The organism is Pandoraea sp. PE-S2R-1 (assembly GCF_002179865.1).
In the GTDB taxonomy this organism is placed as follows: Bacteria; Pseudomonadota; Gammaproteobacteria; order Burkholderiales; family Burkholderiaceae; genus Pandoraea.
Genome location: NZ_NGUR01000010.1, coordinates 736,514 through 762,051, shown reverse-complemented (window position 1 = coordinate 762,051; position 25,538 = coordinate 736,514). Strand labels below are relative to the sequence as shown.

The following is a 25,538-nucleotide window of genomic DNA, read 5'->3' as shown; positions in this document are numbered from 1 at the left end:
GCATGAAGCCGATTCAGTGACCGAAGGCGGGGGCTTTCGGCAGGCTTTCGGGCCGGGCCACGAGGAACACGAGCGCGGCGGCGCTCACCAGCGCGGCGCCCAGCACCACGAACATGGCGCCTGCGCCACCGGTGGCCTGTTGCAGCACGCCTGCGATGGCTGGGCCGCACATGGCACCGACGCGTGCGATACCCAGATACAGGCCGACAGCGGTGCTGCGAATCTCCGTCGGGTAGCTCACGGCAACGAGATTGTTGAGCACCGTCTGCGTGCCGATCACGAACATGCCTGCGACGATGATGCCGAGAAACGTCACCTTGCCGCCGGTCGCAACGGCGAGCACGCCGATGGCCGCTGCCCCCGCCAGCCACGCCAGCGACATGGCCAGACGGCGGTTGCCGATACGATCGGCGACCACGCCACAGATCAGGCTGCCGAAGGCCGACGCGAATACCAGCAGCGAGCCGTAGGCAAAACTCGTCGAGAGGTTTTCGCCGCGCTTCAACATGATGGTTGGCAGCCAGCCCGAAAGCCCGTACGACGAGAACAGCGATAGCGCACCCATCGCCCAGAAACACAGCGTCTGACGGCGGAACGCGCCGGAGAACAGTGCCGCGACGGAACCGGCTTTCACGCCAGCGTCGGGCGACGTGAAGACGGCATTGGCAAACTCCGCTGCGCGGGCAGGCCACAGGCGGGTGAGTTGCGCCCGCACGGCGTCCTGATGGCCGCGACTCGCGAGAAACGACACCGATTCCGGCAATACGAACTGCAACACCAGCGCCAGCACCACCGACAGCGCGCCGACGAAATACATGCTCTGCCAGCCGTACTGCGGAATCAGCCACGCCGCGATGAAGCCCGACGCAGTGGCACCGCCGATCCAGCCGCAGGTGAAAAACACGATAGTGAAGACGTTGGCACTGCGCTTCGGCGCGATCTCGTTGATGTAGGTCACAGCCACCGGCATGAGCAGGCCGAGCGAGATGCCCATCACGAAACGCAGCGCGATGAACGTGGTCAGGTCGTGCGCGAAGAGCGCAATCGCCAGACTGAACAGCCCCGCGAGCCAGATGCCGGTGAGCAGCACGCGGCGGCGTCCGATGCGGTCGCTGAACAGGCCCGAGACGGCAGAGCCCGCCGCAAAACCGGCCAGTCCGCACGACAGCAGCACGCCGATCTGGCTCGGCGACATATGCCAGAGCGAGGCCACGTCATGAACGATGTAGGCGGCGTTGTAGAGGTCGTAGCCGTCGAACAGCAGGATGAGCGCCAGCAGAATCGCCAGCTTGAAGTGATAGGCCCCTAGCGGGGCGGCTTGCAGGGTGTCGCGAACGTCGATGCGTTCGGCGTACCCCGATGGGGTGTTCTGGGCCATGCCTTGTCTCCGATGGTCGGCCTGCTGAGCGCCGGACGAACCCGGTCCCGCAGTGCCTTTGTTGTGTGTTCGGAGTTGACTTTACTGGCCGATTTTGTGTTTATCAATATTGATTATTAAAGTCAATATCACTGTGGCATCATGTGACGGATCTTTGACGAATGCATGACGGGAATCCTTATCCGGCAAGGGGTTGCGCAGGGTACGGGTTTCCCCGGGGAATACGATGACGCAACAAAACGACTTGATGACGCGTGAAGAAGTGCTCGCGCTGCTGGAGATCAAACCGGCCACGTTGTACGCCTATGTGAGCCGGGGGTTGATCCGGGCGCGACCGCACGAGGATGGCCGCAAGAGCCTCTACCTGCGCCGCGATGTGGAGCGTCTGGGCACCCGCAAGCGCGGGCGCGCACCGACGGGCTCGGTGGCCGAATCGACCATGCGCTTCGGTGACCCGGTGTTGCATTCGGCGATTACCCAGATCACGCCGCACGGGCCGCGTTACCGCAACCGGCTGGCGACGGATCTGGCGAGCGCCGGGGCATCGTTCGAGTCGGTGGTGCATTTGCTCATGACCGGCATCTGGCAGGACAGCCTCGCTGTCTGGTCGCCGCAGGAGACGCCGCCGGACGTGTTGCGTTTTCTCTCGACCTACAACGGCGAAGTGGCCAGCGCAGACATCGGTAATTTGCTGGGCATGGTGCCGTTTGCGCTGGCGATGCAGGGGCGCGGGCCGCGCGAAATTGCCGATGGCAGCGCGGTGCAGGCCGCACGTCTGATGCTGCATTGCATGGCGGGATGCGTGGGGTTTCTCGGACCAAAGCGCGCGTACGTGGCACGCACCGCCGACGAGACCGTAGCGGCGCAGATCTTGCGCGCAGCGGGTGCCGAGGTGACGCCGGAGAACCTGCGCGCAGTGAACGCGGCGCTGGTGCTGACCGCCGATAACGAGTTGGCGCCGGCGACGTTTGCGGCACGGGTGGCGGCGTCGACCAATGCCGACCTGTTCAGTTGCGTAGCCGCGGCCATCGGCTCGCACATCGGTTTTTCAACGGGTACCAGCACGGAGAAGATCGAGACGCTGCTGCTATGCGAACCGCTCGACGCGCTCGATTCGCGCAAGGACCGGGTGCGCGAATATGGCGCGAGCCTGTTTGCCTTCAACCATCCGCTCTATCCGGGCGGCGATGCGCGCGCGGACCTGATGATGCAACTGGCTGAACTCGCGACGCAGCGCGACGAGGCGGCGGGTATCGACACTCAGCGCGCGGCGGGGACTCGCCTGACGCTCGATTTTCTGGCGCGCATGCGCTCGGAGTTGAGTGCGCATCCGGGTTTGGCCATGGGCATCGTGGTGCTGGCACGTGCCCTCGGCTTGCCGGACGGTACCGCGACGGCGATCTGGGTGATCGGCCGCTCGGCTGGCTGGGTGGCGCATGTGATGGAACAGCGCACGCAGGCGTTCATGCTGCGCCCGCGCGCGAAGTACGGCTTTGGGGGGGCGATCGAGCCAGCCGTCGCGTCGCCCGTCGATACGCCCAAGGCGAAATGACGTGATGACGTGATGTCGCGCTGACGTGATCACGCAATGAAAAAAGGCGGCGCCTTTGCCGGGCGTCGCCTTTCTTTTGATGCCAAGCATGTACCGATCAATGCAGCGGCTCCGTCGGCGCGTCGTTCTCGAAGGTGCGAAAGCGCCAGCCGAACCACACGGCCAGCATGCGGATGACGAAGCCCGCGACGCAGCCGATGGCCGTGGCGATGCCGTTCTCGACGCCGAAATGCAGCATGGCGACGTAGAGCGCGCCGGCGATGCACGCCACGCTCGCGTACATCTCGCGGCGCAGTACCATCGGCACCTGTCCGCACAGCAGATCGCGCAGCATCCCGCCGCCGATACCCGTCAGCACGCCCGCGAGCACGACGATCACCGGGCTGGTACTCACGGTCATGCCGATGTCGCAGCCGAGAATCGTGAAGGCGGCAAGCCCGATGGCGTCCACGGTGATGAACGTCATGCGCAGCCGGTGAATGTGGCGCGCGACGATGGACGCGAGCGTGGCCGCCCCGAGCGTGAGCAAGAGGTACTCCGGATGGGCGATCCAAACCAGCGGATGGCGGCCGAACAATACGTCGCGAATCGTGCCGCCACCGAGCGCGGTGACCATGCCGACGAAGGCGAGTCCGAAGCGGTCCATGCCGCGTTGCATCCCCATGATCGCGCCTGACATCGCTTCGGTCACGATGGCGATCAGGTAGAGAGCGTAGAAGATTTCGGTTTTCATAAGGTTCCCTGAAGTGCGGGGGGAATATACCACCGCGTCCGGCGGCAACGGTCTGCCCGGCACGTTGCCGGACTCGCGCCATCCGGCCAACTGTGATTTGTACAAGTTTTCAGCGTCATGGGCCAGTGAGACACTGCTTCCAACGAGGGGAGTTTCTGATGCGTTTGGTGCGGTGATCTTTTTTCAAAGGCAGCAAAGCCCTTAAACTCTCTACTTTTCGTGCTCCGAACGGTGCTGCCGAGCGGAGGCGTGGAACCAGCCAGTGGTCTGGCTGGCCGGTCGGCCGGCAGGCAAGCGGCGCTGGCGCCACGTCCCACCCGTCTGATCTTCAGATGGCCTCTGCGCGGCGCCGGTCCGGGCAACCCGCTTTCTTCGACGCGCCTTCTTTGATCGTTCACATCGCTCCATGATCCAGTTCATTCGACGCCGGCGTTATCTCGTCGCCAGTCTTGTCGTGCTCGCCGTTCTCCTGATTCTTGGGATTCGCAGTGTCGTCTCGCCGAAACCGCCGCAGTATCTGACCGCCAAGGTCGAGCGCAGCGACCTCGAGAATGCCGTGCTTGCCACGGGCACGTTGGTGGCCTTCACGCAGGTGGATGTCGGCGCGCAGGTGTCGGGGCAGTTGAAGTCGCTCAAGGTCAAGCTGGGCGACAAGGTGACCAAGGGCCAGTGGCTCGCCGAGATCGATCCGGTGCTCTCGCAGAACACGCTGCGTCAGGCCGAAGCCAATGAGCAGGACCTGCAAGCGCAGCGTCGCGCCACGCAGGCGTTGCTGGCGAAGGCCGATCTGGCGTTCCGGCGTCAGCGGCAGATGCTGCCCGACGATGCGACCTCACGTCAGGATTTCGAAGCGGCACAAGCCGATCTCGATGCGCAACGGGCGAACCTGGCGGCGCTGGAAGCAAAGATCCGTTCGGCAGCGATCCAGATCGAGTCGGCCCGCGCCAACCTCGGCTACACGCGTATCGTTGCGCCGATGGACGGTCAGGTCGTGGCCATCGTCACGCAGGAAGGCCAGACCGTGATTGCCCAGCAGCAGGCACCGGTGATTCTGAAGCTGGCCGATCTGGACACGATGACCATCAAGGCGCAGGTGTCGGAAGCCGACGTAATCCGTATCGCGCCGGGCCAGACGACGTACTTCACGATTCTTGGCGAGCCGGACAAGCGTTACTACGGCAAGCTGCGCGCGATCGAACCGGCACCGCAGAACTTCCTCGACACGCAGGGCTCGCTCGGCGGGCTGGGCGGGTCGCGCAGCAATACGGCGGTGTTCTACAACGCGTTGTTCGAAGTGCCCAACCCCGATCACAAGCTGCGCATCTCGATGACTGCACAGGTCAATGTCCTGCTGAGCACCGCCAAGCAGGCCCTGAGCATTCCCGTGGCCGCGCTGGGCAAGAAGCAGGCGGACGGTCGCTATGACGTGCGGGTGGTGGGCGCGGACGGCAAGGTGGTCACGCGTCAGGTCCGCACGGGGCTGAACAACAACGTGAAGGTCGAAGTGAAGGAAGGGCTCGCTGCCGGCGATCAGGTCGTGATCGGCGAGGCCGGCGACGTCAAGGACGCACGCAACGATGCGTCCGGTGATTCGGTCAGCGCGGGGTAATGGCAATGGCTGAAACCATGACGCCCCCCTCCGCGACACACCCGGCCCCGTCGCACCCGATGGCGCATCCCATGCTCGAACTGACCGGTATCACGCGGCGGTTTCCGGCGGGCGATCGCGACGTCGTCGTGCTGCGCAACGTGAACCTCACCATCGAGGCGGGGGAGATCGTTGCGATCATGGGCGCGTCGGGTTCCGGCAAGTCGACGCTGATGAACATCCTCGGCTGTCTCGACCACCCGAGCGAAGGCAGCTACCGCGTGGCCGGGCGCGAGACCCGTGATCTCGACGCCGACGCACTCGCGCAACTGCGCCGCGAACACTTCGGCTTTATCTTCCAGCGCTATCACCTGTTGCCCCATCTGGAGGCCGCGGGGAATGTGGAGATGCCGGCGGTCTACACCGGCGCACCGCACGCGGCTCGCCGCGCCCGGGCCGAGCAACTGCTTTCCCGCTTGGGTCTGGCGGATCGTACGCATCATCGGCCCAGCCAGTTGTCCGGTGGTCAGCAGCAGCGCGTGAGTATTGCGCGTGCGCTGATGAACGGCGGCGATGTGATTCTGGCCGACGAGCCGACCGGGGCGCTCGATACCCGTAGCGGCAAGGAGGTCATCCGTATCCTGCGCGAACTCAACGCGCTCGGGCATACGGTCATCATCGTCACGCACGACGAGCACGTGGCCGCTCACGCGCGTCGCATCATCGAGATTCGCGACGGCGAAGTGGTTGCCGACCGGCAGAACACACCGGTAGCCGATGACGAAGCGGTAGCGCCCGGGGCGCCGGACGACGACGGTGACGAAGTCGCCAATGCTGCGAGGGCGGCGGCGGATGTCGGCGCAAAGGCGGCCACGGCCGCAGCCACCGGCGACGCTCTCGCCAACACATCGCCCATGCCCGAGCACCGCTGGACCGGTGGCGTCGGCCGCTTTGCCGAGGCGTTCCGTATGGCGTGGATTGCGCTGGTCTCACACCGGCTGCGCACGTTCCTGACGATGCTCGGCATCATCATCGGTATCACGTCGGTGGTGTCCATCGTGGCCATTGGTGAAGGTGCCAAACGCTACATGCTCGCCGAGATCGGCAGCATCGGGACGAACACCATCAACATTTATCCCGGCAAAGACTGGGGCGACAGCCGCGCGGGCACGATTCAGACGCTGGTGCCGGAAGACGTGTACGCGCTGACCGAACAGAACTATGTCGACAGCGTGACGCCCGAGACCGCGCGCAATCTGCTGCTGCGCTACCGCAACGTGGACGCCAACGCGACCGTGACCGGCGTCGGGGAGAGCTTCTTCCAGGTGCGCGGCATGAAGATCGCGCAGGGTATCGCCTTCGGTCCCGATGAGGTGCGCCGTCAGGCACAGGTCGCCGTGATCGATCAGAACACGCGCCGCAAGCTCTTCCCGACGAACCCGAATCCGCTGGGCGAAGTGATCTTCGTCGACAACCTGCCGTGCGTGGTGATCGGTGTGACGGAAGAGAAGAAGAGCGCCTTTGGCGACATGAAGAGCCTGAACATCTGGGTGCCATACACCACGGCGAGTGGCCGGCTCTTCGGGCAACGCAACGTCGACAGCATCACCGTGCGGGTGCGCGACGGTCAGCCGAGCAAGATTGCCGAGAAGAGCCTTGAGACGCTGATGACGCAGCGCCACGGGCGCAAGGACTTCTTCACCTACAACATGGACAGCATCGTGAAGACGGTCGAGAAGACCAGCCAGTCGCTCACGTTGCTGCTCTCGCTGATTGCCGTGATTTCGCTGGTGGTGGGCGGTATCGGCGTGATGAACATCATGATCGTGTCGGTCACCGAGCGGACGCGGGAGATCGGCATTCGTATGGCCGTCGGCGCGCGTCAGAGCGACATCATGCAGCAGTTTCTGGTCGAGGCGGTGATGGTCTGTCTGATGGGCGGCGCGATCGGTATTGCGCTGTCGTTCGGGGCGAGCTTCGTGTTCTCGTTGTTCGTCGCCAAGTGGAAGATGGTGTTTTCGATGGGCTCGATCGTCACGGCATTCCTGTGTTCGACGCTCATCGGTGTGGTCTTCGGTTTCATGCCGGCGCGCAATGCCGCCCGGCTCGATCCGGTTGAAGCGCTCGCGCGCGATTGAGGTAGCGACTGATGATCCGTAATTCCACGAGTTCTGTGATGCCGACGTTTCCTATGCCGACGTTTCCCACGGTTTCCCGCACGCTGCTCGCCCTCGCGGCGAGCGCGACCGTGTTGCTCTCCGGTTGTGCCGGTGTGCGTCACGAACCGCTGCCGGCGGTGCCGGTGCCGACGCAATGGAGCGGCACTGCGGCGCCGGTGTCAACCGCAGCGGCAGCCGGCACGGCAACCGCTCCGGCGCCGCTCATGGCACCGGACTTCTGGCGCGCCTTCGGCGACCCGGTGCTCGACCGTCTGATGATTGACGTACTCGCCGCCAACAACGATCTGGCGGCGGCGGGTATCCGCGTCTACCGCGCGCAGTTGCAGGCGGGGCTTGCCGATACGAATCTCACGCCCGGCGTGACCGTGCAGGGCAATGGGCAGGTCAGCCGCACGCTCGACACGCATCGGATGTCGCGCGGCAGTCAGTTGCAGGTGCAGGTGAGCTACGAGCTGGATCTGTGGGGCAAGCTGGCCGCACAGCGCGACGCTGCCCGCTGGGAAGCCGACGCGACCGACGCCGACCGTGAGGCCACCCGGCTGTCGCTGATCAGTTCGACGGCGAGCTTCTATTGGCAGATCGGCTATCTGAATGAAAAGATTGCCTACGCCGAAGCCAACATTGCCTATGCGGAACGCACGCTGGCGCTGGTGCGCTCGAAGTATGCGGCAGGGGCCGTCTCGGGGCTGGATGTAGCGCAGACCGAACAGAACCTCTCTGAGCAACGTGCCGCGATCACGCAACTCGTGCAGCAGCGCACGGAGAACCGTAACGCGCTGGCCATTCTGTTCGACCGGCCGCCCGAGCAGTCGGCACCCGAGCCGTCGGCCTTGCCGGCCGCCGCGTTGCCGGTGGTGCCTGCGGGCTTGCCCGCCGAGTTGCTGAGCCGCCGCCCGGATGTGCGTGCTGCGGAATGGCGTCTGCGCGGGTTTCTGGCGAATGTCGATGTCACCCGCACCAGCTTCTATCCGACGTTCACACTGACGGGGCAGGCCGGTACGACGAGCACGAATCTGTCGAGTGCGCTGATGAATCCGGTGGGCTCGCTGGGGCTGGGGCTGGCACTGCCGTTCATTCAGTGGAACACCATGCAGTTGCAGATCAAGGTGTCGCAAACGCAGTTCGACGAGGCAGTGATCTTGTTCCGCAAGACGCTCTACACGGCGCTGGGTGAAGTCGAGAACGCATTGTCGGCGCGTGAGCAACTGACCCGCGAGGGCGAGCAGCGTACGCTGTCGCTCGCGCAGGCGCAGCGCGCCGAGACGCTGGCGCGCTCGCGTTTTCTCGCAGGGGCCACGGGCGTGCAGTTATGGCTGGATCAGCAGCAGCGCGTGCGGGACGCACAAAGCGCCGATGCGCTGGTGCGCCTGAATCGGCTCAACAACCGCATGGCGCTGTACAAGACGCTGGGTGGTGGTGGCAGCGCCAGCGATGTGGCGCCGTCGGCGGACTGACGCCAGCCGACGTAGCGAAGGTGCAGGCTCAGGCCTCGGCAGCTTCCTGAACGACCGGCGCCTTCGGCAGCGTGATGGTGAACGTGGTGCCCACACCGACCTGACTGGTCACCTCGATCGTGCCCTGATGGAATTCGATGGCCGCGTGCACGACGGCCAGCCCGACCCCCGAGCCATCTTCGAGCACGGCATTGCTGCGCGAACGGAACGACATCTGGAAGATCTCCTTGAGTTCTTCCTCCGGGATACCGGTGCCGTTGTCGCGCAGTACCACGCGAAGGGCATCGCCCGCATCGGCCACCCCGATATCGATGGCGGGCGGCAGCATCGTGTACTTCGTCGCGTTGCTCACGATATTGATGAACGCGTGGAACAGCACGTTGCTGTCGCCGATCATGCGGCTGTCGAGGTCCGTCGTCGGGGTCACCGTAATGGTCGCGTTAGGGAACATGTCCGAGCCCACATCGCGCACGTCTTCCAGCAACGCCACCAGCGACAACTCGCTGCGCTTGCCGAACTTCGGATCGTCGAGCGAGGCGCTTTGCGCGGCCTCCAGCCAGTTTTGAATCACATTGTTGAGCTTTGCCACGGCTTCGCGAATCTTGGTGTAGCGCGGGCGCGAATCGGTTTCTTCGTTACGCGGGCTCAGCAATCGCTGCGCATGGCCGTCGATCACATTGAGCAGCGTGCGGAACTCGTGTGAGGCCATCGAGCGGAACGTCTTCTGGAAGTTATTGAGCCGCTCTTCATTGGCCAGCGCCCGCTGGAGAATGGTGTTCTTGGCCGTCGTGAGCTTCTGGTTGCGCACCAGTGACGACGTGCTTTCCTGAAACTTGGCAATCGTGCGCGAGAGCGTGCCGATCTCGTCGCCTCGCGTGAGCCATGGCAGGCGTGCCTTGTTCTTGCCCGAGATGGCGTTGCCGGCGAGCGCGATCAGGCGCGTGAACGGCCGCAGGATCGCCGCATCCACATACACGAGGCAGCCCAGCGTAACCAGAATCATCGCGGCGATCAGCGCGTCGATTTGCAGCAACCGGGTATGTGCGGCGTTGCCTTTCGTCTCGACGTTCTTGATCAGCCCTTCGGTGCTGCGGAACACCAGGGCGCCGAAGGTGCTGTTGGCCAGCGTGTACTTGTTGTTCGATTCGCCCCGGTAGAGCTTGACGGCGTCGCCCAGCTTACCGTTCTGTGCGAGCTGAAAGACCTGATTCGAAATCCGGCGGTACTGTGCCCATTGCGTCTGGAATTTCGAGAAGGCCAGACGGTATTCGTCATGCACCAGCAGCTTCTGGTAGCGATCGGAGGCGTTTTTGATCTTGTCGTCGAACTCGTCGGCGGCGCTGCGGATGGCCGCGAGCGCCTTGGGCGACATTGGCGCGAGCGCTTCGGATTCGACGGTGCGGAAGTCGGAGATGTAGTCGTTGAGTTCTTCGAGCACGCTCAGATTGTCGATCTGCGCACGCTCGGCGGCGAGTGCGGTGCGTTGCGCGGTGTCGACTTCGCGGTGCACCACGACGCCCACGGCGACCATGACGACGAGGCAGATGACGAGCAGAAGATACATTCGCCCCCGAACGGGGAGCTTCGTGTTCGGCTGTTTGGACGCTTTAGGCATGCGGTGGATCCGTTCGGACTGAGCGTAGGCGGGCGGGGCGACGGGAGTCGTCTGCCGTCAAAGCTGAATGATATTGAGCAGCGCGGCGCGCACGACGGCTTCGGTGCGGGTGGCGACGTTGAGCTTTTCGCGGGCGTTGTCGATGTGAAAGTCGACCGTTCGCTTGCTCAGATCGAGAATGATCGCGATTTCGGCGGAGGTCTTGCCGCGCGCCGACCATTGCAGAATCTCGACTTCGCGTTTGGTGATGCCGAAGGGCAGCGAAGCGCCGTCGTCCGGCTCGTCATGGTGCGTGTATTTCCGGATCACCGTATCGAGCACGTCGAAATCGACCGGCTTGAGCATGTATTCGTCGGCGCCGGTGCTGTGCCCGCGCATGATCGAGGCCTTGTCGGCGTTGCCCGTCAGAAAGATGAACGGAATCTTGCGCTCGCCCTGAATGATGCTGCGTGCGCTTTCCAGAAACTCGAAGCCGGTCATGCCCGGCACATTCACGTCGCACACGATGATGTCGGGCATGAATGACGCCAGTGTGGCGAGTGCTGCCGTGAAGTCGTGTGCGACTTTGACGACATAACCGCGATCGGTCAGGTCTTCGCGAATCAGGTCTGCCGAATCGTGATCGTCTTCGATGCAGAACACTTTGGTAGGAGAAGTCATCCCGCTGGCCCTAATTTTTCGTGTAATGCCGAAATCGTACTAGGAAACGCCGGATGACGAAATTCCTGTGCCGTCCACCAAAAGAAAAAGGACCGCGTGAAGTGGTCCTGGTGGAGGGCAATGCTGCCCGTCCAAATTCGTTTCGACAGTGAATTCCCCTGGTACATCGCTCCTATCGCCTCATCACTGCCAGAGTTTCTCGGCCAATTCCCAACGGTCAAACGATAAAAATCGCGATGTTTTCTGATTAAATACTTCCCCAGGCCCCCGCTCCGGACGCTCTATAACGCGTTCAAACTCGAGGAGGCGGGCTATGTGGGGCCACCCAATCGGTTACAACTTAGCGAACAGCGTCGGTTCCACGAATGGACAATAAATTTCATCACACAGGCGTTCCTTATCGATCTCAGTGGGCATCGCCCGAGCTCAACGAGGGCATCATTGCGGGCTTGATCGATCCTTGTGATGATCCCATGTGGACCCTTTCGGGTTTCTCCTCGGAGGCTGATTACCGTTTTTGGGCTAGACGGATATGCGGCATTGCATGCCTCGAGTCGATTCTCGATTTTCTGTCAATCCCGCACGGAACTCGCTATGAAATGCTCTGTGAGGCGCTATCGGTCGGCGCATACATCAAACACGGCGACAACTCGGTGACGGGACTGATTTACCGGCCGTTTTGCAATTGGGTGCGTGTGCGCTTTCATCTCGATATCAGCGTATTCGAAGACATGCCACTCTCCGACATTGCAAACGAAATTTCACCATTTTGCATGGCATTGGTTTCGGTCAGTCCGGAGATCAGAAATCCAAAGACGCCAAACTCTCGCAGGGGCGGGCACCTCGTTCTCATACACGGATCGGACCTCGATCACATTCGGTTTCATAACCCGTCTGGCGTGCCTCCCTACCAGATGGATGTCAGTCTTCCTATCAAAGAAGCCGAGCGATTCTATGCAAGACGAGGGATGCTGGTATCGATTCCGCTAAGAAGTTGAACCGCGTTGCGGTGAGTCTCCAGAAGATCGCAATGCCGCTTCGACGCAGATCGAAGCGGCATTTTTTACGGGATTTCGCGGACGTTCGCTTCAGGCGCTGAACGTCAGACCTGCTTGACTGCGCGGCATTCCCGCGTGAAGTGGTCATTTTCCGTGTCGGTGGGGTAGGGACGCCGGGGGACGCCACCGATCAGAAGATATCGGTGAAGTTGCAGTCCATCATCACTCCGGCGAGCGCAGCGGCTTGAAGCATGAAGGTCATGGCCATGTGTTGTTTCTCCTTGTTCAGGTGCGAAGTTGTGGGTGTGACGCGTGCTTCAGTTGAAGATCGGCAGGCTGGCGATGAAGGGGACGACGTCGCGGCCGATGTAGTGAGCGATAGCTGCCATGGTGTTTCTCCTGAGTCAGTGGTGTGGCGATTTAAGGGTGAGGCGGGTGTTTCGGTTGGTTCGGCTCAGTAGCCGAAGAAGTGGCCGACGGTGATCACATAGTTGGCGGCGGGTTCGGCGTAGGTGTCGAAGAGGTAGGCGAACGGGAACATGGTGTGGCTCCTTTTTTCAGCGATTCAAGTTGCGGTTCAGGGTTCGATTTGGCTTCGGTGTTTCGCGGCTGCTTTGTTGCGTTGGCCGTTGAATGAAGTATCGTCATCGGCCTGCCGCGCCGAAACTGTGATTAATACAAGTCGGTGAAAAGTCGAGGAGTCGGGCGTGCGCGCGATGGGCGGAATGCCTTATCTAGCGGGGCTTTTCGGGGATTCGACGAAGGCCGCGATTGCCGGCCCGTATAAATCACAGTGCCCTGTTGCACGTGCCCCGGCATTGGGAATCGCAAAGGGAGGAGGAAGGGGCGTCGCTATAATCGGCGCGACTCAATGGCGCTTTTTAAATCGTTATGCCAATGTTCCCAACCGTCTCCTTAGTCCGCACGACGCTTAGCGCCGTCCTGCTTTGTCTTGGCGCTGCCGCTTGCACCACGCGGCCGTTTCAGCCACCCCCTGCGGCATACACGCTGTGGACGCAGCCGGGCGTCAGCGAGTTGGGTGTGCGACGGGCCATGGTCGATTGCGGCTTCCCTGATCCGGCCAATATCTCCCCGCGCGAGATGTCCACCAACGACGTCGCTCAGGCGCAACTGTGCATGATTGAAATCGGGTTCCGCTATCAGGGCCGCCGCATCCTTTGCACCGATTCACCGGAATTACCCGCCTGCGCCAACGTGCCGCGCGGCAGAACCTTCGGCACCGATCCGGACTTCGATCCCGCCGTGCACAGCACGCGCGCCGCGCTGCCGCCGCCCTACACGTTTTGGAAACGTGCGAATACCGACGCCGACGGCGTGAAGCAGGCCATGCGCGACTGCGGCTTCGCGAGCGTCACGCAGCCGGGCGTCGACCTGATGAAAGCGGACGACGTGGCCGCCGCCGAGCTATGCATGCTCGACCGGCATTTCACCTACACATGGCCGGCCAACGCGCTGATGTGCAAGTCGTCTCCTGCATTGCCGTCGTGCCGGGGGCGCAAGATCGATACCCAAAACTGCTGTGCCCCGCCCCGGGCCGCCGGGCAGCGCTGACGCCATGTAGGCAAGCTAATGAGGCGCTCGCGCACCACGTGCCGGGCCAACAGGTTCCTCCCTGCGTCATTATGTCGCGATGTATGGATTATGCGTGTGAGTAGCATTCGAAACGCAAATTTTGTATCCATACATAGAGGTTCGAAATGCCCATGCATAACGTCTGGCCCCTCTCGCGGGAGCGGGCGGACAGAATAAGCGGCACGCGCTGGCAAACGTGGTGCGCCCGGGCCGGCGCGCTGCTCGCGACGGTGCCCATGAGCGGTTGCACGCTCGAATTGCTCGACCCGAAGGGCAGTGTCGGCGAACAGGAGAAGCATCTGATCCTGATCGCGCTCGGTGTCATGCTGCTCGTCGTGGTGCCCGTGATCGTGCTCACGCTGGTGTTCTTCTGGCGTTATCGCGAATCGAACACGGCCGCGACCTATTCGCCCAAGTGGTCGCACTCCACCAAGATCGAAGTCGTCGTCTGGACGATCCCCGTCATCATCGTCGTCGCACTCGCCGTGATGATCTGGGAGACCACGCACAAGCTGGACCCGTACCGGCCGATCGAGCCGGTGGCGTCCGACAAACCGCCCGTGCGCGTGGAAGTCGTCGCGCTCAACTGGAAGTGGCTCTTCATCTATCCCGACTACCACGTCGCCACCGTCAACCGGCTGGTGCTGCCAGTCGACACGCCCGTCGAGTTCAAGCTCACGGCCGAGTCGTTGATGAACGCCTTCTTCATCCCGCAACTCGGCAGCATGGTCTACGCGATGTCAGGCATGCAGACCAAGCTGCACCTGATCGCCAACCAGACCGGCACCTATGCCGGCATGTCGTCGGCGTACAGCGGCGCAGGCTTTTCCGATATGCATTTCAAGGCGCACGTGACCTCGCGTGCGGATTTCGAGAAATGGGTGCACGAAGCGCAAGGCTCGCCCGACACGCTCGACGCGCCCACCTACGTGAAGCTTGAACAACCGGGCACGGGCGTGCCGGTGCCGATTTACGCGAACGTGATGCCGGGATTGTTCGACGCCATCGTCGGCAAATACATGGGGCCGATGGACGGCAGCGTGGCCGCTAACGGCACGCGCAGCGCACTCGACGACATCATCGCCGCCGCCAATTGCCGCGTAGAGACGCAGCAACTGGCTGGCGTCAGGTCGCCGGCCATCGCGCCGAATTCGCTCACGGAGTAAGTCATGTTCGGAAAACTCGATCTCGACGCCATCCCGCTGCACGAGCCCATCATCATGGGCACGCTGGCGGTGGTGTTGCTGGGCGGCGCGGCGCTGCTCGGTGCCATTACGTATTACCGCAAGTGGCAATACCTCTGGACGGAGTGGATTACCTCCGTCGATCACAAACGCATCGGCGTGATGTATATCGTGCTCGCGCTCATCATGCTGCTGCGCGGCTTTGCCGACGCGATCATGATGCGCGCCCAGCAGGCCGTTGCAGCCGGTGGCGAAGCCGGCTATCTGCCGCCGCATCACTACGACCAGATCTTCACCGCGCACGGCGTGATCATGATCTTCTTCGTGGCCACGCCGCTGGTGCTTGGCCTGATGAACGTGATCGTGCCGCTGCAAATCGGCGCGCGCGACGTGGCGTTCCCGTTCGTGAACTCGCTCTCGTTCTGGCTCGCCGCCATGGGCGCCGTGCTGGTCATGATGTCGATGTTCGTGGGCGATTTCGCGGCCACGGGCTGGGTGGCGTATCCGCCGCTGTCCGAGCTGGGGTATAGCCCAACGGTCGGGGTGGATTACTACATCTGGTCGCTACAGATATCGGGGCTTGGCACCACGCTCACCGGCATCAACTTCATCGTGACGATTCTGCGCATGCGTGCACCGGGCATGAACCTGATGAAGATGCCCGTGTTCACGTGGACCGCGCTCATCACCAACATCCTGATCGTTGCCGTGTTTCCGGTGCTGACCGCCACGCTCGCGCTGCTCACCGCCGACCGCTATCTGGGCATGCACTTCTTCACGAACGAGCTCGGCGGCAACGCCATGATGTACGTGAACCTGATCTGGATCTGGGGGCACCCGGAGGTGTACATCCTGATTCTGCCGGCGTTCGGGGCGTTCTCGGAGATCATCGCCACGTTCTCGCGCAAGCCGCTGTTCGGCTACAAGTCGATGGTCTACGCGACGTCGTCGATCGGCATTCTGTCGTTCTTCGTGTGGCTGCACCACTTCTTCACGATGGGCTCGGGCGCGAACGTGAATGCCTTCTTCGGCATCATGACGACGATCATCTCGATTCCGACCGGCGTGAAGCTGTTCAACTGGCTCTTCACGATGTATCAGGGCCGCATTCGTTACCACTCGTCCACGCTCTGGACCATCGGCTTCATGGTGACGTTTGCGATCGGCGGCATGACCGGTGTGCTGCTGGCCGTGCCGGGCGCGGACTTCGTGCTGCACAACTCGCTGTTCCTCGTGGCGCACTTCCACAACGTGATCATCGGCGGCGTGGTGTTCGGGTGTCTGGCCGGGATTACGTTCTGGTTCCCGAAGGTGTTCGGTTTCACGCTCAACGAGCGCTGGGGCAAGATTTCGTTCTTCTGCTGGCTGGTGGGCTTCTATCTGGCCTTCATGCCGCTGTATGTGCTCGGCTTCAAGGGCATGACGCGCCGCATGAACCACTACGTGCAGGCCGATTGGCAGCCGTATCTGATCGTGGCCGCCGTGGGCGCCGCCGTGATCGGTCTGGGTATTCTGGCGTTCATCGTGCAGTTGGTGGTGAGCGTGCGTGACCGCAAGGACAATCGCGACCTGACGGGCGACCCGTGGGATGCGCGCAGTCTGGAGTGGGCGACGTCGTCGCCGGCACCGTTCTACAACTTCGCGCACGTGCCGAACATCGATTCGCTCGAACAGCATTGGGACGACAAGGTGCGCGGCCTCGCCTGGCGTGAGCCGAAGCACTACGAAGACATCCATATGCCGCGTAATACCGGCGCGGGCTTCGTGGTCTCGGTGTTCAGTGCGGTGATGTGCTTTGCCCTGATCTGGCACATCTGGTGGCTGGCCGGCGCCAGTCTGGTGGCGACCATCGCCACGTTCCTGTGGCGCACCTACGATCGCGACGTCGATTACTACGTCCCGGCGGCGGAAGTCGCGCGCATCGAGCGGGCCCGCTACGACGATCTGCGCGCCGCGCAGCCCCAGTCTCAATCCATTCCAAAGGCAGCCTGATGTCCGGCGCAACCCTCAACCCCACTCACGGGCACGGCGCGCACGCCGGGGCCCACCTCCACGACACTGCGCACGGGCACCACGATGCGGGCGTGAACACCACGCTCGGCTTCTGGATCTACCTGATGAGCGACTGCCTCATCTTCTGCGTGCTGTTTGCCACCTTCGGTGTGCTCGCGCAGAACACGGCAGGCGGCCCGGTCGGGCGCGAGTTGTTCGAGCTGCCGTTCGTGCTCGGCGAAACGATGCTGCTGTTGCTCTCGAGCTTTACGTTCGGGCTGGCGTCGCTGTCGATTCGCCCGGGCAACGAAGCCAACGTGAAGCGCTGGCTGTGGCTGACCTTCGCGCTGGGCGCGGCCTTCGTCGCGATGGAAGTGTATGAATTCTCGGCGCTGATTCACGAAGGGGCCGGGCCGGGGCGCAGCGCGTTCCTGTCGGCCTTCTTCACGCTCGTGGGCACGCACGGGCTGCACGTGACGTGCGGCTTGCTGTGGCTCGTGGTGATGATCGACCAGATTCGCCGCTTCGGTTTCGACGACGTGGTACGCCGCCGCCTGCAATGCCTGAGCCTGTTCTGGCACTTTCTGGATCTGGTCTGGATCTGCGTGTTCACCTTCGTCTATCTGCGGGAGTTCGTATGACGAGCGCTCATTCACCAACGTCACAAACCCACGCGGCGAGCGCGTCGCACGGCGGCCTGCGCGACTATGTGATCGGCTTCTTCCTGTCGCTGGTGCTGACCTTCGCGTCGTTCGGTGCGGTCATGCTCGGCGTGGTGCCGCGCGGTATGGGGCTCGCCACCATCGTGGTGCTCTGCGTCGCGCAGTTGATCGTGCAACTGGTGTACTTCCTGCATATCGGTGCGAAGCGCGATCAGCGGCAGAACTCGGCCATCTTCCTGTGCACGGCCGGGCTGATTGCCATCATCGTGGCGGGCTCGCTGTGGGTGATGCATAACGCCAACACCAACATGATGCCGACGCACATGTCGATCGAACGGGCCAAGCTGCGCGATTGATCATGGACCGCCTCAAATGCATGGAGGTGTTCGTTCAGGTGGTACGCGCCGGGAGTCTCAGCGCCGGTGCCGCCGCCTGTGCGATGTCGGCGGTGACCGCGTCGCGTCATGTGCAGGCGCTGGAAGCGCGGCTCGGGCAACCGCTGCTGCATCGCAGTGGCCGGCGGCAGGTGCCGACGGCGCTGGGGGCGCGCTATTTCGCCGAGTGTGCCGAGGTGCTGGCGCGCGTGGAGAATGCGGACGCCGGGGTGGCGGGTGTTTCGTCGATGTCGTCGATGTCGTCGATGTCATCGGTAACGTCGGCTTCGTCGGCGATGCAGGCGGCCCGTCGCCCGCTTGGGCAGCTTCGGGTCAGTGCGCCAACGACTGTGGGCGCGCACCTGCTCATGCCGCTGTTTGCCGAGTATTTGCGCACGCATCCGGATGTGGCGCTCGATCTCGATCTCAAGGACCGCGCCGTCGATCTGGAGGAAGAGGGCATTCACGCCGCATTTCAGGCAGGCGGATTGCCGGAGCCGGGGCTCGTCGCGCATACCCTGCGCGGTGTGACGCGGGTGGCCTGTGCGTCGCCCGCCTATCTGGCACGGCGCGGTGTGCCGCGCCAACCCGCCGATCTGGCCGGGCACGACTGTCTGGGCTTTCGCTATGACGATGCGCATGGGAAGTGGCTCCGTGCGGACGGTCCGCGTGCTGCCACTGGCACGTCGCCGTTGCAGCCTTTGCAGCACGATGTGCGGTTGATTGCCGATAACCCGTTTGCGCAGTTGCAGGCGGCGGTATGCGGCATGGGCATCGCGTTGTTGCCGGAGTATCTGCTGGCGCCTGAAGTGGCGGCAGGGCGGTTGGTTCGCGTGCTGGAAGCCGACGCAACCGTGAGCGAGCCGATGCATCTGGTGCATCTGGCCGGGCGCTACGTGTCGGCAAAACTGGAAGACTTCGTCGGGTATATGGTGGCGCGTCTCGGCCCGGAGGCCTGTGCGGCATAGGTTTGGCGAGGCCTCCCGGACGCGCCCCGCGACTTCGGCTAAGATGCCGTTATTCAATCGCGGCCGAAGCGATATCTCCCAGAGCGTGGCCACCCAAGCACGCCGTCCTGATGACCCGGTAATGACTCGACAACGCAAGTCATGGCGACGGGCATGCGCAAGCGTGCTCGTCGGTGCAGCGGTGTTCGCACAGGCATCCACGGTGTGGGCGCAGCCGCCGCAATACAAGAGCGACGCCGAGCTCATGGGCGCCGCCATTGCCTCTCCCGAGGGCGTGGGGCAGGTGCTCGGACAGCTGGTGCAGAAATGCGGCCTGTATGGCGAGGCAACGCGCGCGCATGGCAACGCAGCACTACGCGCGTGGGAATCGCGTCATCGCGAATACTTGCTCGAAGGCCGCCGCGTGCGCGCCGAGTTGCAGGCAACCTACACCGACCCGCAGGCGCGGCAAAGTTTTGACGAGTTGCTGCGCACGCAATTGCCGATGCTAGTCGAGCGGCAGTTCACCGTCTACTCGCGAAGCATCGACGATCAGACGACCGAGAGCGCCAAGGCGGATCTCTGCGACAACTATTTCAATGCGGTCAATGACCGGCAGTTCGATCTGAGCGTGAACGATCCCGCGCTGGCCGCCTTCTTCGACAAGCGAATTGCGGCGCGCAATAGCGGGACTTCAGGCGCTGCCGGAGCCAGCAGCACTAGCGTCACTGGCGGCACCAGCACCAGCACCAGCACCAGCAACGGTCAGGCGATGGCGACTGGCGTGGCATCGGCCGCATCGACGGCATCCGGCCCATCCGCAGGCGACTCGCCGGTCAGCAAGTAGCGCATCAGGTCCGCCACGGGCCGGATGCGTTCGCCAAACGGCAGCGGATCGCGTCCCCGGAAGAACAGCCCGCGCGCCACGTCGCCGCGCACGGCCTGCGCCAGTTTCAGATCGATGCAGAACTGGCCGATACGGGCCACGCCATCACGCAAGCCGCACGCCTGAAGGCAGTCGAAGCCTTCCAGACACTGACGCACTTTCGCCTTCGCCTGCAATGCCGTCTCACGAGAGAGATAGCGCTTGAGCCACGGCGTGAGGACTGCGCGCGCCGGCAAACCCGCCACGCTGGTGAATTCCGCGATGTCTTCGGGGCGGGCGGTAGCGAGCACTTCCTTGAAGGCTGGATGGGCGTCGGATTCCTCAGTCACGGCGAATGCCGTTCCCAATTGCACGCCCGCCGCGCCCTGCCCCAGCCAATGCTTCACCTGTTCATGCCGATGAATGCCGCCTGCAACGATCAGCGGCACGCGCGCCCACTCGATGCCGAGCGATGCGTAGATCTCGCGGCATTCGGTCAGCACACGGTCGAACGAGAAGCGCCCGTCGCCGAGGTCTTCGATGCGCGATGCACCCAGATGGCCACCGGCGTGGGCGGGATGTTCGATGACGATGGCGTCGGGCAGGCGGCCTTTCTTCATCCACTTGCGCAGCACGAGACTCACGCCGCGTGAATCCGACAGAATCGGGATGAGCGCAACGTTTGGGTGCGCGGCCGTGAGTTCCGGCAGATCGAGCGGCAGACCGGCGCCCATGACGATGGCGTCAGCGCCGCTCTCGCACGCCTGACGCACGAGCGATGCGTGAGCACTCACGGCTTTCATGACGTTCACGGCAACGAGTCCGTGGCCGTCGGCAAGTGCTTTGGCTGCGCGGATTTCGCGGTCGAGTGCGATCAGGTTGACCGCTTCGATGGCCGCCTTGTCGCGGGTGCCTTCGACCCGAGCCAGCAGGTCGGGGTGGTGGTGCCGCAGGTCGATGCTCGCAATCGTGCCCATGCCGTTATTGCGTGCGACGGTGCCCGCCAGTCGGTGCGCGGAGATGCCGATTCCCATGCCGCCCTGTACCACCGGCAGCAGCCGGCGGCCGGCCAGCGTCAGCCATTGCTCGTTCATGTCAGTTCCATTCGTCATGCGTGAGGGCAGTCTGTCATGCCTGCGACGAACGGCGTTTGCGATGGGTCAAGCGCAGCGAGATCAGGCGGCGGGGTCGGTGCGGCATGGCGTCGCAGTGGGTTCACCGATGGAGGTGCCCGGTGCATTCGATGCGCTTGCTTCGCTCGGAGGTTTCGATACCGTGCCCAGTGCAATGCCGCCCACGATGAGCGCGAGGGCCAGCCAGACGTCGAGCCCGAGCGATTCACGCAGGAGGAACGCGGACGCGAGCGTGCCGACGACGGGCACGCCGAGCAGGCCGAGCGAGGTGACGCCCGCAGGCAACTGCCGCGTGACCACGCCTGCCAGCCAGTAAGCAATGCCGCCACCGACGATGCCGCCATACGTCATCAGTCCGGCAAATCCCGCCACGCCGGTGATGCGCGGTGGGCCATCGAAGAGGAGGGCAAGCGTGCTCAGAATCACGCTCGCGAGCAGCAATTGCCATGGGCTCAGTTCGAACGGACCGTTGACCCAGCGATGCGCGCGCATGTGGACGATGGCGATGGCCCACACGAGTGCCGAGGCGAGCACGAGCGCGTTGCCGAAGACGGCATTACGGTCGTGCCAGTCGAACGCCAGCGGGTTGAACATGACCGCGATGCCGAGCAGGCCGAAGGCGATGCCGACCAGTCGGCGCGGCGTCAGCGCTTCACCCAGCCAGAGGCGGGCCGCGGGCATGACCCAGAGCGGCGTGGTGTAGGCGAGCACCGCCGAGCGCCCGGCGCTCACGTATTGCAGGCTGATGGCGACCAGCAGCGAGAAGACCGTCATGTGCAGTAGGCCGACGCTCAGGATCACGGGTAGATCGCCGCGTTTCGGCCAAACCAGCCGCCGGGTCGCCGCGCAGATGATGAAGAGGGTGAGCATGCCGACGGTCGAGCGAAACGCAGTGCTCCACCAAGGGGAAACATGCGCGAGCAGCGCTTTGCTGACCGGCCAGTTCACGCCCCACATGACGATGACGATGGCGAAGATCAGGCCGGCGTTCGTACGAGAGGGAGCGCCGTGACTGCCACGGACGTCGCGTTGTTGCGAGGCAAGACGTTGCAGGGCGGCAGGCAGATTCACGGCGCGCGGCTCCGAAGCTCCAGAACGTGAGGGGAGGGCGCGCCGTCCCTTGGGCACGGCGCGTCAATGCATCACGTTAGGGCAAGCGTGGCCGCAGGAGAAGCGCCAGCCGAGTGCGGATCGATGGTGCCACTGCTGGCACTGCTGCCATTGCAACAAGTCGTGGCAGGGCTGGCGGGGTTCAGGCCGCCGCGAGTGCCTTGGGCGGCCGGCCGCTCAGCTTCATGCACACACCGCGCAGGAACACGCGCACGCCGTCGCCCTTGCCCAACTGCGGACGGTGGCGGAAGACGTCGTAATTGGCCGCTTCGATCATGTCGAGAATGCGCAGGCCGCCATGGACCACACAGCAAAGCTCCAGTCCGAAGCGCCCCGGCACACGGTTGGCGAGGGGGGCGCCGCGCAGCATCATGCGGCGGGCAAAATCCACTTCGTAGCGCATCAGCGCGCGCCAGCGATCGTCGAGCGTCTTCGCGTCGATATCGGCGTCGGTGACACCGAAGCGTGCCATGTCGTCCTGCGGCAGATAGACGCGCGCCTTGCGCCAGTCGACTTCGACGTCCTGCCAGAAGTTGATCAGTTGCAGCGCCGAGCAGATGTCGTCGGAGCAGGCAATGTTCTCGGGCGTGTCGAGCTTGAACAGGCCGAGCATGATGCGCCCGACCGGGTCGGCAGAGCGGCGCGTGTAGTCGCGCAGGTCGGCGAAGGTGGCGTAGCGCTTGACCTCGATATCCTGATCGAAGGCCGAGAGCAGGTCGGAGAACGGCTGCACCGAGAGCTTGTGCTCGGCGATCACGCGCGCGAGCGCGGCGAAGAGCGGCTGGTCGGGCGACGTGGGCACGCCGGCGGCGATCTTGTCGAGTTCAGCCTGATAGGCGGCCAGCCCGGCGTGACGCTCGGCGTTGGTCGCGTCGCCCTCGTCGGCGATGTCGTCGGCAGTCCGGGCAAAGTTGTAGATCACGCCCACCGGCGCGCGCATTTCGCGCGGCAGCAGGACACTGGCTACGGGGAAGTTTTCGTAATGCTCGATCTTGGCGTCGGAAGTCATCGGGCTGGTGAGGCAATTCAATTGGGGCAAATCGAGGGGTGTCTGCCAGAGGAAGACCGCCGCCGCAATAGTTGCGATTGTTGCGAATACTGGGATAACGATTGTGCCGGACCGGCCACCGTTCGGCCAGCGGCGCGCCAACTGACGCAATTGTCAAAAAACGTCGGGAAATCAGGGCTGTGGGGCGATTTTCAGCCATCGGGCCTCCCCCGAGCGCCCCGAGATTCTATGCTATCGTTCCCAATCCTGGCGGGAAAGTCACGCCAATCCCCGGTATACTTCCGGGTTTGCAAGAATCCCCTGGGATTTTCAGTGGTGTCACCCTGTTCCCCTGCACGACGAGGAGCCTCGTGAGCGTCGCCGAACCGATCGAAATTTCGCCTGAGCAAAGCAGCGCACGTGTGGCGTCCGGCAGCAGCTTCTATGCTGCGATGCGTATTTTGCCGCCCGCACAGCGCGAAGGCATGTTCGAGATTTATGCCTTTTGCCGCGCCGTAGACGACATTGCCGACGACGGCGAAGACACGTCGGCGAGCCGCATGGCGCGTCTGGCGGTCTGGCGCCGCGATCTGGCCGACCTTTACGAAGGTCGTCCCGCGCCGTCGCTCGCCAATCTGGCACGTGTGGTCAAGCAATTCGACCTGAAGCACGACGATTTTCTGGCTGTCATCGACGGCATGGAAATGGATGCGTGCGGCCCCATCGTGGCGCCTGATCTGCCGACCCTCGATCTCTATTGCGATCGCGTGGCGAGTGCCGTCGGCCGCCTGTCGGTGAAGGTGTTCGGCATGCCCGAGCAGGAAGGTATCGATCTGTCGTACCACCTCGGCCGCGCCCTGCAACTGACGAATATCCTGCGCGATATCGACGAAGACGCCGCCATCGGCCGCGTCTACCTGCCGCGCGAGACGCTGGCAGAGGCCGGTATCGTCAACGCCACGCCTGCGATGATGGCCGATGCCCGGCTCGACCGGGCTTGTGCGCCGCTCGTGGCGCAGGCGCATGAACATTACGCGAAGGCGCGCGCGATCATGGCGCGCCACCCGCGCCGTGTGGTCATCGCCCCGGCGGTGATGGCCAAGGCCTATGGCGCGATTCTCGACAAGCTGATTGCGCGCGGCTTTGCCGCGCCGCGTGAGCGCGTGCGTGTGCCGCGCTGGCGTTTGATTCTGATGCTGCTGCGGCAGATGGTTTTCTGATGGCGGGCAAGGTTCATGTCATCGGCGCCGGCCTCGCAGGCCTGGCCGCCGCGGTAAGACTTGCCACGCGCGGCGTGCCGGTCGTGCTGCACGAAGCCGCACCGCAGGCGGGCGGACGTTGCCGGTCGTACTTCGATCGCACGCTGAACGCCGTGATCGATAACGGCAACCATCTGGTGCTCTCGGGCAATACGACCATGCGTGAGTTCACCCGCACGATCGGCTCGGAGCACACGCTGACCGGCCCCGGGCGCGCCGAATTCGCCTTTGTCGATCTCGATAGCGAGGAGCGCTGGACCGTGCGGCTCTCCGAAGGCCGCCTGCCGTGGTGGATCTTCGACAAGAGCGCACGCGTACCGGGCACGAAGTGGTCGGATTATCTGTCGCTCGCGCCGCTGCTGCGCGCCGGCCCCGACGCGACGATGACCGACGCGATGAATTGCCCGCCGGCGCTGTACAAGCGGCTGATTCATCCGCTGTTTCTGGCCGTGCTCAATGCCGATCCGGCGGAAGGTTCGGCGCAGATGGCCGCTGCCGTCATTCGCGAAACGCTCGCGGCGGGCGGCAAAGCCTGCCATCCGTTGATTGCGAGCGACGGGCTCGACGTGTCGTTCGTCAACCCGGCGCTGGCGTATCTGGAAGCGAAGGGCGCGCAAGTCATGATGCAGCACCGCGTGCGCGCGCTGGCCTACTCGGGCGACGGCAGCCGGGTCGAATCGATCGATTTCGGCGACGGCCCGGAAATGCTCGGCGCGGATGATGCCGTCGTGCTGGCTGTGCCGCCGAATGTGGCGGCCTCGCTGGTGCCTGAGTTGACGACGCCGGACGAATACCGCGCCATCGTCAACGCGCATTTTCAGGTGACGCCCCCGCCGGGCTGCCCGCCGATGATCGGTGTGGTGAACGGTGTGAGTGACTGGATTTTCGCGTTCGAAGACCGGTTGTCGGTGACGATCAGCGGCGCCGACCATCTGCTCGATGAGTCGCGCGAATCGCTCGCGCTGCGCATCTGGGAAGAGGTGGCGAAGGCGTGTCAGGTGCCGGTCACGCCGATGCCGGTGTGGCAACTGGTGCGCGAGAAGCGCGCCACGTTTGCGGCAACGCCGGCGCAGGACAAACGCCGCCCTGCGGCGAAGACGCGCTGGCGCAATCTCTTGCTCGCCGGCGACTGGACGGCCACCGGCCTGCCAGCGACCATCGAGGGCGCGTTGCGAAGCGGCAACCGCGCCGCCGATTTACTGAGCCCGGCCTGATACGGCCGGTTGAAAAGGCAAGACTGTCATGGATACGATTCGCGACGCTTCCGAGAAGG

General features: G+C 63.7%; 21 protein-coding genes. 14 read left to right on the top strand and 7 right to left on the bottom strand.

All coding sequences use genetic code 11. The features are described from left to right. Nucleotides 1-13: 13 nt before the first annotated feature. Nucleotides 14-1,378 carry an MFS transporter gene (locus CDV44_RS13865; protein WP_087688509.1) on the bottom strand — a complete coding sequence of 455 codons (1,365 nt, stop codon included), beginning with the start codon at nt 1,376-1,378 and terminating at the stop codon, nt 14-16. Nucleotides 1,379-1,604: 226 nt separating this feature from the next. Between CDV44_RS13865 and CDV44_RS13860 the strand changes: the two genes are divergently transcribed. After that, nucleotides 1,605-2,930: a citrate synthase gene (locus tag CDV44_RS13860; RefSeq protein ID WP_249277541.1), complete on the top strand. Its 1,326-nt coding sequence runs from the start codon at nt 1,605-1,607 to the stop codon at nt 2,928-2,930. A gap of 97 nt (nt 2,931-3,027) precedes the next feature. Here the strand turns inward: CDV44_RS13860 and CDV44_RS13855 are convergent, their stop codons facing one another. Next, nucleotides 3,028-3,663 (bottom strand): trimeric intracellular cation channel family protein, encoded by a 636-nt coding sequence (locus tag CDV44_RS13855; protein WP_087688508.1) that lies wholly within the window; start codon nt 3,661-3,663, stop codon nt 3,028-3,030. A gap of 406 nt (nt 3,664-4,069) precedes the next feature. On the opposite strand from CDV44_RS13855, the gene macA reads away from it, so the two are divergent. From macA to CDV44_RS13840, 3 genes are read left to right on the top strand one after another with little or no spacing between them, the layout of a single operon-like run. After that, a complete protein-coding gene (macA, locus tag CDV44_RS13850) occupies nt 4,070-5,272 on the top strand; it encodes a macrolide transporter subunit MacA (protein ID WP_087688507.1) in 1,203 nt (400 codons plus the stop codon). Between the two features lie 59 nt (nt 5,273-5,331). Continuing rightward, a complete protein-coding gene (locus CDV44_RS13845) occupies nt 5,332-7,389 on the top strand; it encodes a MacB family efflux pump subunit (protein WP_087688506.1) in 2,058 nt (685 codons plus the stop codon). Nucleotides 7,390-7,427: 38 nt separating this feature from the next. After that, entirely contained in the window at nt 7,428-8,885 is a 1,458-nt protein-coding gene (locus CDV44_RS13840; protein WP_371328759.1) for an efflux transporter outer membrane subunit, read from the top strand. Nucleotides 8,886-8,913: 28 nt separating this feature from the next. Here CDV44_RS13840 and CDV44_RS13835 read toward each other — a convergent pair whose 3' ends face one another. Then, the gene (locus CDV44_RS13835) at nt 8,914-10,500 is read right to left on the bottom strand and encodes an ATP-binding protein (protein ID WP_087688505.1); all 1,587 of its coding nucleotides are present in this window, start codon (nt 10,498-10,500) and stop codon (nt 8,914-8,916) included. A 57-nt stretch (nt 10,501-10,557) separates the two neighbouring features. Next, nucleotides 10,558-11,160 carry a response regulator transcription factor gene (locus CDV44_RS13830; RefSeq protein ID WP_087688504.1) on the bottom strand — a complete coding sequence of 201 codons (603 nt, stop codon included), beginning with the start codon at nt 11,158-11,160 and terminating at the stop codon, nt 10,558-10,560. 365 nt (nt 11,161-11,525) lie between these two features. Here CDV44_RS13830 and CDV44_RS13825 point away from each other — a divergent pair, with 365 nt between their 5' ends. From CDV44_RS13825 to CDV44_RS13790, 8 genes are all read left to right on the top strand, one after another. Continuing rightward, on the top strand, nt 11,526-12,158 hold the full coding sequence (locus CDV44_RS13825; protein WP_087688503.1) for a hypothetical protein: 633 nt from the start codon (nt 11,526-11,528) through the stop codon (nt 12,156-12,158). Between the two features lie 897 nt (nt 12,159-13,055). Beyond that, nucleotides 13,056-13,730, top strand: coding sequence for a hypothetical protein (locus CDV44_RS13820; protein WP_249277540.1), 675 nt, complete (start codon nt 13,056-13,058; stop codon nt 13,728-13,730). A gap of 257 nt (nt 13,731-13,987) precedes the next feature. After that, complete coding sequence (gene cyoA, locus CDV44_RS13815) at nt 13,988-14,917, top strand: ubiquinol oxidase subunit II (RefSeq protein WP_249277569.1); 930 nt, start codon at nt 13,988-13,990, stop codon at nt 14,915-14,917. 3 nt (nt 14,918-14,920) lie between these two features. Further along, nucleotides 14,921-16,927: a cytochrome o ubiquinol oxidase subunit I gene (gene cyoB, locus CDV44_RS13810; RefSeq protein WP_087688501.1), complete on the top strand. Its 2,007-nt coding sequence runs from the start codon at nt 14,921-14,923 to the stop codon at nt 16,925-16,927. Next, the gene (gene cyoC, locus CDV44_RS13805) at nt 16,927-17,568 is read left to right on the top strand and encodes a cytochrome o ubiquinol oxidase subunit III (RefSeq protein ID WP_058379730.1); all 642 of its coding nucleotides are present in this window, start codon (nt 16,927-16,929) and stop codon (nt 17,566-17,568) included. The genes cyoB and cyoC overlap by 1 nt, the downstream gene beginning before the upstream one ends. Next, nucleotides 17,565-17,945 carry a cytochrome o ubiquinol oxidase subunit IV gene (gene cyoD / locus CDV44_RS13800; RefSeq protein ID WP_058379729.1) on the top strand — a complete coding sequence of 127 codons (381 nt, stop codon included), beginning with the start codon at nt 17,565-17,567 and terminating at the stop codon, nt 17,943-17,945. Before cyoC ends, cyoD begins: the two co-directional genes overlap by 4 nt. A gap of 2 nt (nt 17,946-17,947) precedes the next feature. Further along, a complete protein-coding gene (locus tag CDV44_RS13795) occupies nt 17,948-18,931 on the top strand; it encodes a LysR substrate-binding domain-containing protein (protein ID WP_087688500.1) in 984 nt (327 codons plus the stop codon). 121 nt (nt 18,932-19,052) lie between these two features. Further along, nucleotides 19,053-19,757 carry a hypothetical protein gene (locus CDV44_RS13790; protein WP_141118735.1) on the top strand — a complete coding sequence of 235 codons (705 nt, stop codon included), beginning with the start codon at nt 19,053-19,055 and terminating at the stop codon, nt 19,755-19,757. Here CDV44_RS13790 and CDV44_RS13785 read toward each other — a convergent pair. The 3 genes from CDV44_RS13785 to hpnC all read right to left on the bottom strand — a co-directional run bounded on the left by CDV44_RS13785 (nt 19,676) and on the right by hpnC (nt 23,027). Continuing rightward, complete coding sequence (locus tag CDV44_RS13785) at nt 19,676-20,869, bottom strand: nitronate monooxygenase family protein (RefSeq protein ID WP_087688498.1); 1,194 nt, start codon at nt 20,867-20,869, stop codon at nt 19,676-19,678. The genes CDV44_RS13790 and CDV44_RS13785 overlap by 82 nt on opposite strands. An 81-nt stretch (nt 20,870-20,950) precedes the next feature. Beyond that, complete coding sequence (locus tag CDV44_RS13780; RefSeq protein WP_249277539.1) at nt 20,951-21,979, bottom strand: DMT family transporter; 1,029 nt, start codon at nt 21,977-21,979, stop codon at nt 20,951-20,953. A gap of 181 nt (nt 21,980-22,160) precedes the next feature. Beyond that, entirely contained in the window at nt 22,161-23,027 is an 867-nt protein-coding gene (hpnC, locus tag CDV44_RS13775; RefSeq protein WP_087688497.1) for a squalene synthase HpnC, read from the bottom strand. 350 nt (nt 23,028-23,377) lie between these two features. Between hpnC and hpnD the strand changes: the two genes are divergently transcribed. Further along, nucleotides 23,378-24,226, top strand: a complete 849-nt coding sequence (gene hpnD / locus CDV44_RS13770; RefSeq protein ID WP_087688496.1) for a presqualene diphosphate synthase HpnD — start codon at nt 23,378-23,380, stop codon at nt 24,224-24,226. Next, entirely contained in the window at nt 24,226-25,479 is a 1,254-nt protein-coding gene (gene hpnE / locus CDV44_RS13765) for a hydroxysqualene dehydroxylase HpnE (RefSeq protein WP_087688495.1), read from the top strand. The genes hpnD and hpnE overlap by 1 nt, the downstream gene beginning before the upstream one ends. Nucleotides 25,480-25,538 lie beyond the last annotated feature (59 nt).